Origin of the sequence: Blautia sp. HCP3S3_C4, assembly GCF_052064095.1 — a bacterium.
Lineage (GTDB): Bacteria > Bacillota > Clostridia > Lachnospirales > Lachnospiraceae > Blautia_A.
In genome coordinates this window covers 23,853-40,511 of record NZ_JBQHWF010000013.1, presented here as the reverse complement: position 1 = coordinate 40,511, position 16,659 = coordinate 23,853, and the positions used below count along the sequence as shown (strand labels likewise).

The 16,659-nt window shown below is 37.5% G+C and carries 15 protein-coding genes; 5 read left to right on the top strand and 10 right to left on the bottom strand.

Annotated elements, in window-relative coordinates; genetic code table 11:
* Positions 1-8: 8 nt before the first annotated feature.
* The 10 genes from ACTNC6_RS12020 to rpmH all read right to left on the bottom strand — a co-directional run bounded on the left by ACTNC6_RS12020 (position 9) and on the right by rpmH (position 9,508).
* On the bottom strand, positions 9-872 hold the full coding sequence (locus tag ACTNC6_RS12020) for an ABC transporter permease (protein ID WP_441035975.1): 864 nt from the start codon (positions 870-872) through the stop codon (positions 9-11).
* Positions 869-1,930 carry an ABC transporter ATP-binding protein gene (locus ACTNC6_RS12015; RefSeq protein WP_441035976.1) on the bottom strand — a complete coding sequence of 354 codons (1,062 nt, stop codon included), beginning with the start codon at positions 1,928-1,930 and terminating at the stop codon, positions 869-871. Before ACTNC6_RS12015 ends, ACTNC6_RS12020 begins: the two co-directional genes overlap by 4 nt.
* A gap of 201 nt (positions 1,931-2,131) precedes the next feature.
* Complete coding sequence (gene rsmG / locus ACTNC6_RS12010) at positions 2,132-2,854, bottom strand: 16S rRNA (guanine(527)-N(7))-methyltransferase RsmG (RefSeq protein WP_303243326.1); 723 nt, start codon at positions 2,852-2,854, stop codon at positions 2,132-2,134.
* Between the two features lie 51 nt (positions 2,855-2,905).
* Positions 2,906-4,777, bottom strand: coding sequence for a tRNA uridine-5-carboxymethylaminomethyl(34) synthesis enzyme MnmG (gene mnmG / locus ACTNC6_RS12005; RefSeq protein WP_441035978.1), 1,872 nt, complete (start codon positions 4,775-4,777; stop codon positions 2,906-2,908).
* A 126-nt stretch (positions 4,778-4,903) separates the two neighbouring features.
* Positions 4,904-6,277, bottom strand: a complete 1,374-nt coding sequence (gene mnmE, locus ACTNC6_RS12000; RefSeq protein WP_441044206.1) for a tRNA uridine-5-carboxymethylaminomethyl(34) synthesis GTPase MnmE — start codon at positions 6,275-6,277, stop codon at positions 4,904-4,906.
* 161 nt (positions 6,278-6,438) lie between these two features.
* Positions 6,439-7,404 (bottom strand): RNA-binding cell elongation regulator Jag/EloR, encoded by a 966-nt coding sequence (gene jag / locus ACTNC6_RS11995; RefSeq protein WP_441044205.1) that lies wholly within the window; start codon positions 7,402-7,404, stop codon positions 6,439-6,441.
* Between the two features lie 20 nt (positions 7,405-7,424).
* Positions 7,425-8,717, bottom strand: a complete 1,293-nt coding sequence (yidC, locus tag ACTNC6_RS11990) for a membrane protein insertase YidC (RefSeq protein WP_303243336.1) — start codon at positions 8,715-8,717, stop codon at positions 7,425-7,427.
* A 50-nt stretch (positions 8,718-8,767) separates the two neighbouring features.
* Entirely contained in the window at positions 8,768-8,977 is a 210-nt protein-coding gene (yidD, locus tag ACTNC6_RS11985) for a membrane protein insertion efficiency factor YidD (protein WP_081584418.1), read from the bottom strand.
* Positions 8,949-9,320 carry a ribonuclease P protein component gene (rnpA, locus tag ACTNC6_RS11980; protein ID WP_173743892.1) on the bottom strand — a complete coding sequence of 124 codons (372 nt, stop codon included), beginning with the start codon at positions 9,318-9,320 and terminating at the stop codon, positions 8,949-8,951. The genes yidD and rnpA overlap by 29 nt, the downstream gene beginning before the upstream one ends.
* Before the next feature lie 53 nt (positions 9,321-9,373).
* Positions 9,374-9,508 carry a 50S ribosomal protein L34 gene (gene rpmH, locus ACTNC6_RS11975; protein ID WP_008708004.1) on the bottom strand — a complete coding sequence of 45 codons (135 nt, stop codon included), beginning with the start codon at positions 9,506-9,508 and terminating at the stop codon, positions 9,374-9,376.
* Positions 9,509-10,052: 544 nt separating this feature from the next.
* Between rpmH and dnaA the strand changes: the two genes are divergently transcribed.
* The 5 genes from dnaA (at position 10,053) to ACTNC6_RS11950 (ending at position 16,656) form a co-directional block, all read left to right on the top strand.
* Positions 10,053-11,408, top strand: a complete 1,356-nt coding sequence (dnaA, locus tag ACTNC6_RS11970) for a chromosomal replication initiator protein DnaA (RefSeq protein ID WP_019163343.1) — start codon at positions 10,053-10,055, stop codon at positions 11,406-11,408.
* Positions 11,409-11,706: 298 nt separating this feature from the next.
* The gene (gene dnaN, locus ACTNC6_RS11965) at positions 11,707-12,822 is read left to right on the top strand and encodes a DNA polymerase III subunit beta (protein ID WP_303243322.1); all 1,116 of its coding nucleotides are present in this window, start codon (positions 11,707-11,709) and stop codon (positions 12,820-12,822) included.
* A gap of 13 nt (positions 12,823-12,835) precedes the next feature.
* The gene (locus ACTNC6_RS11960) at positions 12,836-13,045 is read left to right on the top strand and encodes an RNA-binding S4 domain-containing protein (RefSeq protein ID WP_019163345.1); all 210 of its coding nucleotides are present in this window, start codon (positions 12,836-12,838) and stop codon (positions 13,043-13,045) included.
* A gap of 4 nt (positions 13,046-13,049) precedes the next feature.
* Positions 13,050-14,129 (top strand): DNA replication/repair protein RecF, encoded by a 1,080-nt coding sequence (gene recF / locus ACTNC6_RS11955; protein WP_441035986.1) that lies wholly within the window; start codon positions 13,050-13,052, stop codon positions 14,127-14,129.
* A complete protein-coding gene (locus ACTNC6_RS11950; RefSeq protein ID WP_441044204.1) occupies positions 14,122-16,656 on the top strand; it encodes a tetratricopeptide repeat protein in 2,535 nt (844 codons plus the stop codon). Before recF ends, ACTNC6_RS11950 begins: the two co-directional genes overlap by 8 nt.
* The last annotated feature ends 3 nt before the right edge of the window (positions 16,657-16,659 follow it).

Here is a 16,659-nt window from a genome sequence, read left to right as displayed (position 1 = left end):
GTCACCTCCTAATTCCAACGTCTCTTTGATATAGACTGCATTGTAAGGAATAAGCAGATTGCAATCACTGAAAGGAAATATACAATACCTTTAATATCAAAAATATTACTTGTGAAATTATCAAAGTGTCCACTCAGGTTAAATATATTTAATACTTTCTGGATTCCACCCTCGAACACGCTTGATTTAACTACATATATAACAACAAGAATTACTTCTCCTATTACAGCTGCAATTGCTGAAATCAGTGCATTTTTGATCATCGTATAAAGAATGATCGCTGCTGCCAGAATCAGCAATCCAAAAGTAACGCAGGTAGACATAGATGTTTTGGAGAAAAAGGAAGAAATACCATTCATCATATAAAAAGCAAACAAAAGTACAAATGTAAGTACTGCTGCAATGACCTGGCTTTCTGTCAGAGCTGACATAAATACACCAATCGCAATATTCGCACATCCCAGAAGGAAAAATCCAAGGATTGCCGTATAAGCAGATCCAAAAGCTACCGTGCCAAATTTTGACATAATTAACGGATAAATACACATTACAAGGATGGGAATTGCATAGACCGTTACCAGCGCCAGATACTTGCCAATTACAATATTACCTACAGAAACAGGAGCTGTAAGAAGCAGCTGATCTGTTTTCTGTTTTCTTTCCTCAGCAAGTACACGCATAGTCAGGATCGGTACTCCGATCAAAAATACAAATGTAACCGCACTTAATGTATATTCAAATTTAGGATATGCAGCAGAAAGCTGATATGCTGAAAAATAAATTCCCGTCAACACCAGGATAAAAAAGATAAACAGATATCCAACCATTGATGTCAGGTAACTTTTCAGCTCTCTTTTATAAATTGCTGTCATGATTCTTTTCCCCCTTCATCTTTTTTCTGTGTATCTTTTTCCACAGCTTCTGTCTTTATTTTGTCATCATCCCCTGAATTATGAATCTCCTCTTTCGCACTTTCAGACACCTCAGATACCGGTTTATCAGATGCTGTAAGCTCAAGGAAAATTTCCTCGAGAGATACTTTCTTTGACTTCATTTCATAAATAGGACAATTCAGCTGTGCCATCTTATAGAAGACACTTTCTCTCACATCATTCTGCTCTTCTGTAGAAATATTTACATTCCAGAGATTTTGTTTATCATCATGCTTCAGAGATACTGTATCAATTCCTTCTATCTCCTTTAAGCCCTGCTCAATAGCTGTTTTATCACCTTTAATGAGCATATCAAGGGTATTGGAACCTTCTGCAAGCTTGCCAAGATTCTCAGGTGTATCACTTGCCACAAGCTTTCCATGGGAAATGATCAATACATAATCGCATACTGCACTTACCTCTGAAAGTATATGTGAACTAAGGATCACAGTATGTTTTTTCTTCAAATTTTTAATCAATGTTCTTATTTCTATGATCTGCTTAGGATCAAGACCTACTGTAGGTTCATCCAGAATAATCACCTCTGGATATCCCATAATAGCCTCTGCCAGCCCCACTCTCTGGCGGTAACCCTTGGACAGGTTTTTGATCAGACGATTTCTCATGTCAGATATTTTTACCATATCCATTACTTCTTCTATCATAGATGCTTTTTTATCTTTGGGAATTTTCTTAAGATCTGCCACAAATTTCATATATTCCAGAACGGTCATATCGAAATAGAGAGGTGGCTGTTCCGGCAGGTAACCAATACATTTTTTTGCCTCTTCAGGCTCATCCAGTATATCATGTCCATCAATAGTAACCGTACCTTCTGTAGATGCAATGTATCCTGTGATCATATTCATTGTAGTTGATTTTCCTGCACCGTTAGGGCCCAGAAATCCGTAGATTTTTCCTTTCTCTATTTTAAAAGAAAGGTGGTCAACTGCCGTATGGTCGCCATATTTTTTGACCAGATTGTTTACTTCAATCAAATTACTCTCCTCCTTATTATTCAATAAATAGAGAATGTCCTCAGGTGAAACAGAGAATGGGGGAACCCGAGGACATCTCTATGGAGAATAGTTTATGACGAAGTTGTGATGAAAATAGGTTGAAAATGTGTTTATTTTGTGATGTTTATGTGGATAACTTTATTCAACTATCCTATATTTTTATTTCTTTTCTGAATTTTTTTATGAAAGCGGTGTTTTTAGTGGTGTACCCGCTTTGCGCGGATAAGCCTTTGGAGTTGATTTTATTTTTTTGACAGGAATCAAGGAGCGAGATATTTCCGTATCAGGAAGATTAAAATAAGTGATTTCCTGCAAATCCCCACCAAGTATTTTTATAGCCTTTTCCGCCTGTCTGGTCTCTTCCTGAACTGTTCCGGACTTATAGGAGATAAAACTTCCTCCTTTTTTTACATAGGGGAGACAATATTCAGACAACGTAGCCAGATTGGAAACAGCTCTGGATACACAAAGATCATATTGCTCGCGATATTCTTTATTTCTGGCATATTCTTCAGCTCTTCCATGAATTGCTGTAATATCTGTAAGTCCTAAAAGCTGGAAACTCTCTTCCAGAAAATTCACACGTTTTTTTAAAGAGTCCAATAAACAGGCCTGTAAATGTGGGAATGCGATTTTTAACGGAACTCCCGGAAATCCGGCTCCAGTTCCTATATCTATCATTGTTTTTACCTTTGTCATATCTATGCTTTTAACACAGGAGAGGCTGTCCAGAAAATGTTTGGTAAGCACTTCTTCAAAATCCGTAATTCCTGTCAGATTCATAACTTTATTTTTTTCAATCAGATATTCATAAAATTTAATAAACTGTTCTTTTTGCTGTCCATTTAATTGGATTCCTAATTCCTGACATCCATTTTCCAGGGTTGTGAGATCGTATGACATACTTTTCTTCTCCTCTGTTTTTTATATTAAAAATTTTTTGCATTTCCTATCTTATTTACTTGATAAATATACCAGTAATACAGATATATCTGCCGGGGATACTCCTGAAATCCGTGATGCCTGACCGATTGAGATAGGACGATAGGCTTCCAGTTTCTGCCTGGCTTCAATACGCAGGCTGCCTATCTGTTCATAGTCAAGATCTTCCGGTATTTTCCTGGATTCCAGTTTTTTAAACTGCTCTACCTGCTTTAACTGTCTGCGGATGTAACCATCGTATTTAATGTTAATATCCACCTGTTCCTTTACATCCCATGGTAATTCCTGGCGTTCTTTATCAAGAGACTCTATCGCTTCATAGGAAAGTTCCGGACGCCGGATCAGCTCAGCCAATGTGGTCCCTGACTTCAACGGTGTACTTTTATATTGTTCCAGAAGTTTCTGCACAGGTTCTGTATTTCCAATGTTCGTGTGCTCCAGACGTTCAATTTCTGCTTTAATCTCTTTCTCTTTTGTCAGAAGCTTCTGATAATCTTCTTCACTGACCAGACCCACCTGATAGCCTTTTTTCCGCAATCTCAGATCTGCATTATCCTGACGGAGAAGAAGTCTGTACTCCGCGCGGCTGGTCATCATTCTGTATGGTTCATGATTTTCCTTTGTAACAAGATCATCTATCAGCACCCCGATGTATGCCTCTGAACGATCCAGGATCAGCTGTTCCTGCCCTTTTATCTCCAAAGCTGCATTAATTCCTGCAATCAGACCCTGTGCCGCTGCTTCTTCATATCCGGAGCTTCCATTAAACTGACCGCCACTGAATAATCCCTTAATTTTCTTAAATTCAAGAGTAGGATAAAGTTGCCGCGGATTAATGCAATCGTATTCGATTGCATAAGCATTCTTTACGATTTTTGCATTCTCCAGTCCAGGTACGGAATGATACATTTCTTCCTGTACATCCTCAGGCAGAGAGCTGGACATTCCTCCAATATACATTTCATTTGTGTAAAGTCCTTCAGGTTCAATAAATACCTGATGGCGGTTTTTATCTGCAAAACGAACCACCTTATCTTCAATAGATGGGCAGTATCTAGGTCCTGTTCCTTCAATCATACCGGAATAAAGAGGCGATCTGTCCAAATTTGCCCTGATGATCTCATGAGTTTTTTCATTGGTATAAGTCAGCCAACAAGATTTCTGCTCAATCTGTACATCCTCCGGATCTGTGGAAAAAGAAAACGGCACTACTCTCTCATCACCAAACTGCTCTTCCATTTTACTGTAATCAATGGTATTTCCGGCAATTCGTGCCGGAGTTCCTGTTTTAAAACGGAACATTTCAATCCCCAGTTCTTTCAAAGAATCTGTGAGATAATTTGCTGCCTGAAGTCCGTCAGGACCTGTATAATTACTTACATCTCCATAAATACATCTTGCCTTTAAGTAGGTTCCTGTACAAAGAACTACTGCTTTACAATTATATGTGGCACCTGAATAAGTTTTTACACCTGTTATATGTCCATCTTCTACCAGAAGCTTTGTTACTTCTCCCTGTTTAATAGTCAGATTTTCTGTATTCTCCAGAGTTTTCCGCATGGCATTACTGTATGCCCGCTTATCTGCCTGTGCACGAAGGGAATGAACCGCAGGACCTTTTGAACAATTCAACATCTTTGACTGGATAAAGGTCTTATCAATATTTTTCCCCATTTCTCCGCCAAGTGCATCCAGCTCTCTTACTAAATGACCTTTAGAGCTTCCACCTACATTTGGATTACAGGGCATCAATGCTATACTTTCCACACTGACTGTAAACATAATGGTTTTCAGTCCCAGACGGGCACCTGCAAGGGCAGCCTCACATCCTGCATGACCTGCTCCAACTACAACAATGTCATAATTCTTCACTAAATTCTTCATTGGATCTCCTTTTTATAATCAAGCGGATATTCGCAATCCGCTTCGCTACTTGCTCATAACCGAATAACTGCTTATTGCTTTTCGCAATTAAAGCAGGGGACTTACTTGATTCGGTTAAATCAGCTGTTATTTACCAGTACAGAATTTGCTGAATATTTCATTCACCAGATCCTCTCCTACAGATTCTCCCAGGATCTTACCCAGATTTTCATAAGCGTTCATCAAATCTATGGAAAAGAAGTCCTCCGGCAATCCTCCCAGAATACTGTTTCTCACCAGATCCAGGCTTTTATCAGCTTCCTCCAGCGCAGCCTTATGTCGTTCATTCGTAATATAGACCTCATCATTAAAGGAAAGTTCTCCGCCAAAAAACATATCTTTTATTTTTTCCTCAAGCTCTGTAATTCCAGTCTCTTCTTTGGCTGAAATGGGAATTACCGGGTGTCCCGCTTTTTCTCTTAACCTATCTATTTCAATTGCGGCTTTCAGATCAGTTTTATTATACAGGATAATTGCCTTCTTTCCATTGAGCATGGACATAATTTCTTCATCATTACTATCCAGCGGAACTGATGAATCCACAACATAGAGGATCAAATCTGCTTTCTGTGCCATTTCTCTTGCTCTGTCCACACCTATTTTTTCTACAATATCCTCTGTTTCACGGATACCTGCTGTATCCACAATTTTTAAGGTAATCCCATGAAGAGTGATATATTCTTCCAATATGTCCCTGGTAGTTCCTGCTATATCAGTAACAATCGCACGATTTTCTCCCAAAAGCAGATTTAATAGAGAAGATTTTCCGGCATTAGGCTTTCCAAGGATAACCGTCTGTATTCCTTCCTGTATCATTTTTCCATCAGAGGAACTTTTCAACAATTTCTTTATTTCCAGCTGCTCTTTATCCACCACTTCCAACAGCTCCTGAGGATAACCTTCCAGACTGATATGTTCCGGATCATCCAGCGCAGACTCTATATATGCAATATGGTAAATGATTTTTTCCCTTATATCACAGATTGCTTTCTGTACCGATCCCTTTAACTGGTCTATGGAGCTTCGAAGTGCATATTCATTTTTGGCCTGTATCACATCCATAACTGCTTCTGCCTGGGACAAATCCATTCTTCCATTAAGAAAGGCTCTTTTGGTAAACTCACCAGGACCGGCAATCTCTGCACCATTTTTCAGCACAGTCTCCAGCACTCTCTTCATGGCAAAAACACCACCATGACAGTCAATCTCTACTGTATCCTCCCCTGTAAAGGTTCGAGGTGCACGCATGATCATCACCAGAACTTCATCGATCAATTCCTCTCCGTCATAAATATATCCATAATGTATGGTATGGCTTGGAACTTCTTTAATCCTTTTTTTTCCGCCCTTAGATCTATAAATACGGGAAATTACCTCCATGGCATCTTCTCCGCTGATACGGACAATTCCGATTCCAGATGCGCTCATTGCCGTGGAAATCGCCGCAATTGTTGTTTCCATCTGATTTCCTCCAATAATTCAAAATTCCTTAAAAAAAAATGTTACTCCGAAAAAAGCATATACGTACCTTACGTATTATTCACGCTTTCACCTAGAATAACATTTTTTTATGATAATATAAAGTTTTTATTTCAAGATTAAACCTGTATAAATACGGCTTATCAGTTTCTCTTTAACTTAACCACTACGTGACGATATGGTTCTTCACCTTCGCTGACAGTCTCTACAAACTTATTTCCCTGAAGAGCAGAATGAATGATTCTTCTCTCATAAGGATTCATCGGCTCAAGCACAACTGTCTTTCTGGTTTTCTTAACCTTATAGGCAATCCCTCTGGCAAGATTCTCTAATGTTTCTTTACGGCGTTTACGGTAATCTTCAGTATCAAGCTTTACACGAATATAATTTGCTTTTCCTTTATTTACCACAAGGCTTGTAAGATACTGGAGGGAATCAAGAGTCTGTCCTCTTTTACCAATAAGGATTCCCATATCTTCTCCTTCAAAATCTACCTCCAGACTTCCATCTGCAGTATTATATTTCGAAGTGATTTCTACTTCACCCAGATTCATAGAAGCAAAAACATCATGCAGAAAAACCCTTGCTCTGTCTTCAACTTCTTTGATTTCTTCAGAATCTGTAATGATCTCAACAGGCTTTCCTGTTTTTACAGCTTTTTCTTTTGCCGGCTTTTCTACTGTTTCCTTTGGTTCTTTTGAGATTTTCTCTTTTCTCTCTTTTACAGGCTTTGGCTGTCTTGGTTTATCCTGCTCTGGAGCTGCAGCCTTAGGCTCTTTTACTTCTTTTTTAGCATCTTTCGGAGCTTTTTTTACCTGTTCTGGTTTCTTTTCTTCTTTTACGGAAATTTCTTCTTTAATGGCTTTTTCCTCTTTAAGAGAATCAATCTTTACTGTTTCTACAATTTCCTTAATTTCCTCTTCTTCAGAAACAGGTTCGGATTTTCTTACTTTAATGATAGCCGGTTTGCTTCCAATTCCGAATAAACCACTTTTTCCTTCACTTACTACCTGAATTTCAAGCTGGTCACTGGATACGCCAAGCTCGATACATGCTTTTGTAATTGCTTCACTTTTTGTTTTCGCTGAAAACTGGATAAAATCCTCCATGCCAACCCCTCCGTTCTTTGCTACTTCTTCTTATTTCTCTCATCAAATGCTTTTACCATATTTGCCTTGGCTGTAATACTGTCTGCTTTTGCATTTGAAGCTTTCTGGTAAGCTTCTTCTACTTTCTTGGCTCTGGACTGAACATCTGTATTGCTGCTGCCTTTTTCAATCTTGTTGATATTTTTTACACTCTGATGAGCCTGATTCGTAATCTTCTGAGGTGGAAGTCCTGCTTTTTCACGCTTCTTTTCCATCTTTTTCATATTTTCATTGATCAGAACCTGAATATCAATTTTGTCCATTTTTTTGTTAATGACAAACTGCTGTACACTTCTCACTGCTGCACTGGCTACCCAGTAAATACCAAGACCTACAGGGAACGTAAAACAAAATACTGCAGACATCAGAGGCATTACCATATTCATGGTCTTCATAGAGTTCATCATTGCATCCTGCTGTGATTCTCCATTTCCCTGCTGCGCTGCCTGAGGCATCAGCTTGATGTTAAGCATCTGTGTGGCCCATGCAAGAATCGGAATCAGAATCGCAACAATAGCAAGAATAATAGATCCGCCTACAAATGCCGCCTTTATATAAGTAAGAGGCTGATCCGCAATATTAAGTCCAAGAAAATCCTGCACATGTGAAATCTCTTTTGCTGTGCTGTTCAGTGTATCAGAAAAACCTGAAAACTGACTTGTCTCAGCAAGGCTCTTCCACTGGGAAGGAGACAGCGCATACAAAAAGTCTGTCACAGAATTACTGGTAGCCTTACTTCCATCCATAATAAGCTGGACTCTGGTCATTTTATTATCTTTAATAAAATTCTGTAAAATATCTGTATATCCGTTTACAGCTGTAATATTAGTAACTGCAGCTGAGAGAATATTTTTTACACTTCCTACATATGCCGGAATTTTATAAATAACCTGATACAATGCCATCAGGATAGGAAACTGAATTGCCAGCTGTACGCAGCTTCCGGTAGGAGAAACACCATATTTCTGATATACAGCCTGTGTTTCCTCCTGCATTTTCTGCATTGCAGCCTGATCTGAGTTCTTTCCTTTATATTTCTTCTGAATCTTCTGAAGTTCCGGCTGCATAACAGCACTTAATTTAGAAAATTTCTGCTGTTTGATCTGCAGCGGAGTCATAAGAGCATAAATAAGGATACTGAAGATAATAATACAAAGGCCAATGTTCTGAATTCCAAATATATTCAGAAGTTTGTAAATACCATCCATAATCCATCCCATGACGGTCGCAAGCTGACCGATAATAGGAGTACCGCTCTTTGTCGCTAAAATCATTTCCAAGTTTCTTTCCTCCTAGAATCCATAGGTGACAGGTTTACCCTGCCTTATGGTACAGGGTCATAGCCTCCATGAGAAAAAGGATTACATCTCAGAATCCTCCAAACCGCAAGGAGGCCCCCTTTTAACGCACCATATTTTTCAATTGCTTCTAAACCATATTGAGAACATGTGGGAATATAAGGACATTTTGTTCTCTTCATCGGTGACAAATATTTTTGATAGAGCCTAATTATCCTGATCAGAAATTTTTTCATCATTGTTCTTACCTGTTATGTGATGCTTTTCTGCCAAATGCATAAGGGCACTCTCTATCTCCTGATAGCTTCTGTCCTTAGCCTGAGGCCTGGCCACCACCACAATATCCAAACTATTGTCGAATTCCATTTCATTTAATCTATAACTTTCTCTTATCAACCTGGTGAGTCTGTGGCGAACCACACTATTCCCTACTTTTTTACTTACTGATATTCCCAGACGATTCTTCATGTACCGATTCTTCAGTACGTACATCACCAGATACCGATTACCTTTTGATGTTCCATTTCGATATACTTTTTGAAAATCTTGATTCTTTTTTAAGGACTCTGAGTTTTTCATAGAATCCTCCCGTTTTTATAGAAGAAAAGACCACAATAACTGCGGTCTTATTCTTAAGCTGATAAATGCTTTCTTCCTTTTAATCTTCTTGCAGCTAAAACTTTGCGTCCACCCTTTGTACTCATACGAGCTCTAAAACCATGGACTTTCGCTCTGGATCTTTTTTTCGGCTGAAATGTCATTTTCATAGGTAAAGCACCTCCTTTATCTATTTTCCATATTAATTTTACTTATTAGAACATCATTTCAATTATATTCATAAAGCACCAATTCGTCAAGTACTAATTCTATAAAGATTTTTAAGGTTTTTCAGTAAATTGTGGATTATTAAATTGGTTTACGTAATATTATCCACATTTTGTGGATAACTTGTGGATAACTTGTGGAATACCACAACATATATCCACTTTTTTCGACAGTGTTTTACACATCTCAAAATAAAAATCCTTTATTTATACCTTTTTCGACAGTGTATAAACTTATACACATATTTAGGGAGAATTTTGTATCCTTTTGTCACATTATGGTAACCAAATTACTTTTATACACTGTTATCCACACTAATCCACATAAAAATTGGGGATAACTTTTTTTTCCACAATTCCCTCAAATATTCATTGCTAAAACCAATATTCTATTATAATATATATATGGATATTTATGTCCATTTTAGAGATTATAGAATATCTTTTATTATTATATATAATTTAGAAGGAACCGGGAGAACCAAAAATGAACAAAGTTGTGGAAAAATGGGATGAAATCCTGCAAATCGTCAAAACAGAACATGATCTGTCCGATGTTTCTTTCAAAACCTGGCTGAAACCCCTTACTGTTTATCAGGTTGAAGGAAATATTGTGACTATTATCGTTCCATCTGAACAAGTAGGACTGAACTATATCAGTAAAAAATATAAATTACCCCTTCAGGTTACTATCAGCGAAGTCACTGGTATGGAAAATTGCGAAATAAACTTTATCCTGCCGGAAGATGTACCCAAAAAGGAAGCCGCAGCACCAAAGGTTCAGTCTCAGGATACAAGATGTGAAGAAGCTCATCTGAATCCCAAATATACTTTTGATACTTTTGTTGTGGGAAGCAATAATAAATTTGCCCAGGCTGCGGCTCTTGCTGTAGCAGAATCACCAGGGGATGCCTATAATCCACTTTTTATCTATGGTGGAGCAGGTTTGGGAAAAACCCATTTGATGCATTCCATTGCACATTTTATTATAGATCATGACGAAAACAGTAAGGTTCTCTATGTTACCAGTGAAGAATTTACAAATGAACTGATTGAGACCATCCGTAACGGAAACAATACTGCAATGACCAAATTCCGTGAAAAATACAGAAATATTGACGTTCTTCTGGTTGACGATATTCAATTTATTATAGGAAAGGAATCTACACAGGAGGAATTTTTCCACACCTTTAACAGTCTGCACAGTGCAGGAAAACAGATCATTATTTCTTCAGATAAACCACCAAAGGATATGGAAATCCTGGAAGAGCGGTTCCGTTCACGTTTTGAATGGGGTCTTATTGTAGATATCACACTGCCTGATTATGAAACCCGAATGGCTATCCTCCATAAAAAAGAAGAAATGGATGGCTATGATATCAATGAGGAAGTCATCAAATACATTGCCAATAATATTAAATCCAACATCCGTGAGCTGGAAGGAGCTATTAATAAGGTTATGGCTTTTGCAAAACTGGAGCAGCGGGAAGTTAACTTAGAACTTGCAGAACAGGCACTGAAGGACATCATATCTCCAAACGAAAAGAAAGTGATCACACCAGAATATATTATATCAATGGTTGCAGAACACTTTGATGTTTCTGTAGAAGACCTGTACGGAAATAAACGAAATTCCAAAATTGTAATGCCACGTCAGATTGCTATGTACCTTTGCCGGGAAATCATATCCACACCTCTTAAATCCATAGGTAAATGTCTCGGCAACCGTGATCATACTACAATCATGCATGGAATTGACAAAATCGAAAAAGAAATTGTCTCTGACGATAACCTTAAAAACACAATTGAAACCTTAAAGAAAAAAATTAATCCACAAACATAAATTTAATAAGTTACTATATGGGGATAACCTGTGGAATACAATGTGTATAAAATGTTGAAGTTATGTGTATAAATGTGTAAAACTTTTTCGCCAGATTTTTGATTTGAGTTTTACACAAGTTATTCACATACTTCAACCTTGTTTTTACACGAAGTTATCCATACTTCAAACCCTTTTATTTACTGCCTTAAATATAGTTTTTCACATATTCACATCCCCTACGGCGGATACGACGGATTTCTTTTAAATATTTATCTATAAAAAACACACACTCAACAGAAAGGAAGTTATACACATTATGAAAATCATATGCTCCAAAAACAGCTTACTCAAAAGTGTAAGTATCTCCCTGAAAGCAGTACCCTCTAAAACAACAATGCCTATTCTTGAATGTATTCTTATAGATGCAACTACAAATCAAATTAAATTTACTACCAATGATATGGAACTAGGTATTGAAACTATTGTTGAAGGTACTATTGAAGAAAAAGGAATGATTGCTCTGGATGCTAAAATTCTCTATGAAATCATTCGAAGACTTCCGGATAACGATGTTACTATAAAAACAGACGATAAACTTACAGCTTTTATCACATGTGAAAAAGCAAAGTTTACGATTCCTGGTAAATCCGGAGAAGATTTTGCATATCTCCCAATAATTGAAAGAGAAGAATGCCTTACTGTTTCTCAATTTACTTTAAAGGAGATGATTCGTCAGACAATATTCTCAATTGCAGCTAACGAAACCAACAAATTAATGACTGGTGAACTGTTTGAAATCAAGGATAATTGTCTGAAAATTGTCTCCCTGGATGGCCACCGCATTGCTATAAGACGAATGGAACTTAAAAAAGATTATTCAGATCGTAAGGTTGTAGTGCCTGGTAAAACTTTAAATGAAATCAGCAAGATTCTTTCAGGTGAAATTGATGATCTGGTAAATATTTATTTTTCAAAGAATCACATCCTCTTTGAATTTGATCAGACAATCGTGGTATCCAGATTGATCGAAGGAGAATACTTCCGTATTGATCAGATGTTATCCAGCGATTATGAAACTAAAATTTCTATCAATAAAAAAGAATTTCTGGATTGTATTGACCGTGCAACCCTTCTGGTACGTGAGGGAGAAAAGAAACCAATCATTATTGAGATTTCAGATAATACAATGGAGCTGCGCATCGATTCTGCAATGGGTTCCATGGATGAAAATATTGATATCATCAAGGAAGGAAAGGACATTCTGATTGGATTTAATCCAAGATTTCTGATTGATGCCCTTAAGGTTATTGATGATGAAACCATCAGTATCTACCTGGTAAATCCAAAAGCACCATGTTTTATCCGGGATGATGATGAAAATTACACATATCTGATCCTGCCTGTTAATATCAACCAGAATCAGACAAGATAGGGAGTAAATGAAAATGGAAGAGATCAAAATAAGAGATGAATTTATAAAGCTGGGACAATTACTGAAGCTTGCTTCTATGGTAGAAGATGGAGTAGAGGCAAAGTATGTGATCACAGATGGCCTGGTAAAGGTTAATGGTGAAGTTGATGAACGTCGTGGACGCAAGGTTTATGAAGGAGATATTGTTTCCTATGACGGAAAAGAAATTAAAGTAGTCAGGTGAATAAATGTATATTGAATCTGTTCAGTTGAAAAATTTCAGAAATTATGATTCACTGGAGCTTACCTTTGACAAAGGAACCAATATTTTTTATGGGAATAATGCACAGGGAAAAACTAATATTCTGGAATCCCTCTATTTATGCGGAACAACCAAATCTCACAGAGGAAGCAAGGACAAGGAAATCGTTAAGTTCGGAGAAGAAGAAGCACATATCCGGATGATGGTAAACAGAAACCAGATTAATTACAAAATAGATATGCATCTCAGAAAAAATAAAGCTAAGGGAGTTGCCATAAATGGATTGCCCATCAAAAAGGCAAGTGAATTATTTGGAGTGGTAAATATGGTGTTCTTTTCTCCCGAAGATTTGAATATTATCAAAAATGGACCTGGAGAGAGAAGACGTTTTCTGGATATGGAACTGTGTCAGTTGGATAAAATATATCTGAAGGATCTGGCATCTTATAATCATATTGTCAATCAGAGAAATAAATTATTGAAGGATATGTATGTGCAGCCGGGATTGAAGGGAACTCTTGATATCTGGGATATGCAGATGGTGGAATATGGCAGGCGCATTATTGAAAAGAGAAAAAGATTTGTGGAAGAACTGAATGAGATCATCCAGAATATTCATTTTAATCTTACAGGGGGAACAGAAAATCTAAGGGTTATTTATGAGCCGAGCTGTCCTGGGCAGGAACTGGAGAAAACTGTTTCTGAAAACAGGGAAAGAGATATGAGGATGAAGATAACATCAGTCGGCCCACACAGAGATGATCTGTGTATGGAGGTCAATGGAATTGATATCCGCAGGTATGGTTCTCAGGGACAGCAGCGAACAGCAGCACTTTCACTTAAATTATCTGAGATTTATATTGTAAAAAGAACAATAAAAGATACGCCGGTTCTGCTTCTGGATGATGTATTGTCTGAACTGGACAGCAGCAGACAGACTTATCTGCTGGATAGTATACATGATATACAGACCATGATAACCTGTACAGGACTGGATGATTTTATAAGTCACAGATTTCATATAAACAAAATATTTCAGGTCGTAAACGGAAGTATTTGTGAATGAAGTTTTTGACAAGGTTATAGGCTTATGTTACACTGGAAACAATTATGGAAAGTTGGTGAAAACATTGGACAAGGAAGAATTTCGAATCAAGCTTGAAGAGATAAATAAGCTGGTTCAGAATAAGGATTATAAAGGTGCGATGAACATTGTGGACAGTATAGACTGGCGTCGGGTAAAGAATGTCCGTACCTTATGTGTAGTTGGCGAAATATATGCAGCCAATGGAAGATATGAGGATAGTAAGGAAATATTTTTACTGGCATATCATAAAGCATCTATTGGAAAAAATATCCTGTATCGACTGGTTGAGATTTCTTTGAAAATGAAAAATGTTGATGAGGCTACTGAGTTTTATGAGGAATATAAACAGGTGGCACCAAATGACAGCTCTCAATATATTCTTCAGTATAAAATTGCCAGAGTGAAGAATATTTCACTGGACGAACAGATCAAAATCCTGGAAGAATACAAGGAACACGAATTTACAGAAAAATGGTCTTATGAACTGGCTGCATTATATTATAAAGCCGGGGAAAAAGAAAAGAGTCTTGAGCTGTGTAATGAGATTATTCTCTGGTTCAGTGAAGGAAAATATGTAATGAAAGCATATGACCTGAAACAGCGTATGGGAGAACTGACAGGAGAAGAGAAGGCAAAATATGAGAAACAGTTTGTTCCAAAGCTGATCAAACCTGAAGAAGCCGGAAATATTAAAAAGGCAGAGCAGGATAGACCAGAAGATTCTGAAGAAGAAAAAGACCTGGAAAAAGAAACTTCAGAAAAATCCACAGAAGAGGAAGAACAGCCGGAGATTATAAGAATCGAAAAGAATAGCAGAGAAAACGATGGGGCTGAGAGCATTCAGGATAAAATTTCAAAAGGAATCCGGGATATTTTTGGAGGAGCCAGAAAGAAAGCGGATGAAGAACTGAATGAAGAAAAAGAAAGTTCAGAGGAAGTGACGGAAACTGAAGAAGATCAGATTCCTGAAGAAATTATAAAGACAGATAGTACAGAAAAAGAACCTGAAAATGTACCGGAACTGGAAGCAGAACCAGCAAAACCCGGAGAAAGTCCTGTTATTAATAAACAGCCGGAAAGCCAGAAAGTAAACGAAAATCAGGAAGAAAAAGAAGATTTTGGAAAAACGATGAAACTTCCGGAATTGAAAATTCCTGACTCCATGAAAAATATGGAGCCAAGCAGTGCGCCTAAGATTGAGGATATTCAAAAGGTTGATTTTGCAGAAATGGAAAAATCAGGTAAGGAATTTAATCTTGAAGATACGATTCTGGCAGCTGCAAGTGCACAGGGGATTGAAATTCCAAAGGAAGAACCTTTAAAAGAAGAATCTACAAAGGAAGAAAAACCAGAGGAAAAAGAGAGAGAAGATAAAAAACTTTCAGATGATCTGGAAAAGCCGGATTTTCTGACCAGTGATTCTTTTGGTGACCATATAGAGGTAAAAGCCGGAGACCTTAAGGTTCCAAATATCATGCCATTTGAAGAAGAGGATGATGTTACAGAAGAGGATCTTAAGAGTGCAGAGGAAGAATTTCTCCATGGTCCTTCAGGAAAAAAAGATTTGAATGCAGATTATAATCTGGAAGATATGGATGCTCCTGCTGACCAGGATGAAGAAACCATTAATGTTTTGCAGAATCCGAAAGACAATGAAGATTTGTCAGAGGAAGAAGAACTGGAAAGATTTATAGAGTCGATCCAGCCCAAGGATGAAAAAGATCCCAGAGACATCATTCCAAGAGAAAAAATACTGAATGATGATGAAAAGCAGCTTTTTACATATTTTGTAAAAATTCCGGGTATGAGGGAACAGTTGCTCAATACCCTGTGTGATGTACAACAGGCAGCAGCAGATAAGACCTCCAGGACAGGCAATATTATTGTTATGGGGGGAAAAGAGTGCGGTAAGACCAGATTGATATCCGGTTTGATTCCTGCAATATGTAAAGAGCTGAATCTGGAAGCTTCAAAGGTTGCTTATGTATTTGCAGATCAGATCAATGGTAAACCGATAGATCAGATTTTTGAAAAGCTTTCCGGAGGTTTTCTTGTAATTGAGAATGCTAACCAGCTGACCCAGGAAACAGTGGAAATGCTGGATAAGGCAATGGAAAAGGAAACAGATGGCCTGACTGTTATCATAGAGGATGAAAAAATAGGAATGCGCAAATTTATTGCCAGATATCCTAAAATTGTGAAGAAATTTACATCTATGATCAACATTCCGGTCTTTACAAATGATGAACTGGTTAATTTTGCAAGAGTTTATACAAAAGAAAACGGATATACCATTGATCAGATGGGAATGCTCGCATTGTATAATCTGATTGGAATTAATCAGAAAGAGGATCAGCCTATGAATATAGGGGCAGTAAAGAATCTGATTGATACCGCCATTCTTAAATCTCAGGGAGGAATCCGTAAATTTAAGAGAAACATTTCAAAGAAACGTATAGACAGAGACGGCTATATTGTTCTTTATGAGAAAGATTTTAGTAAATAATAA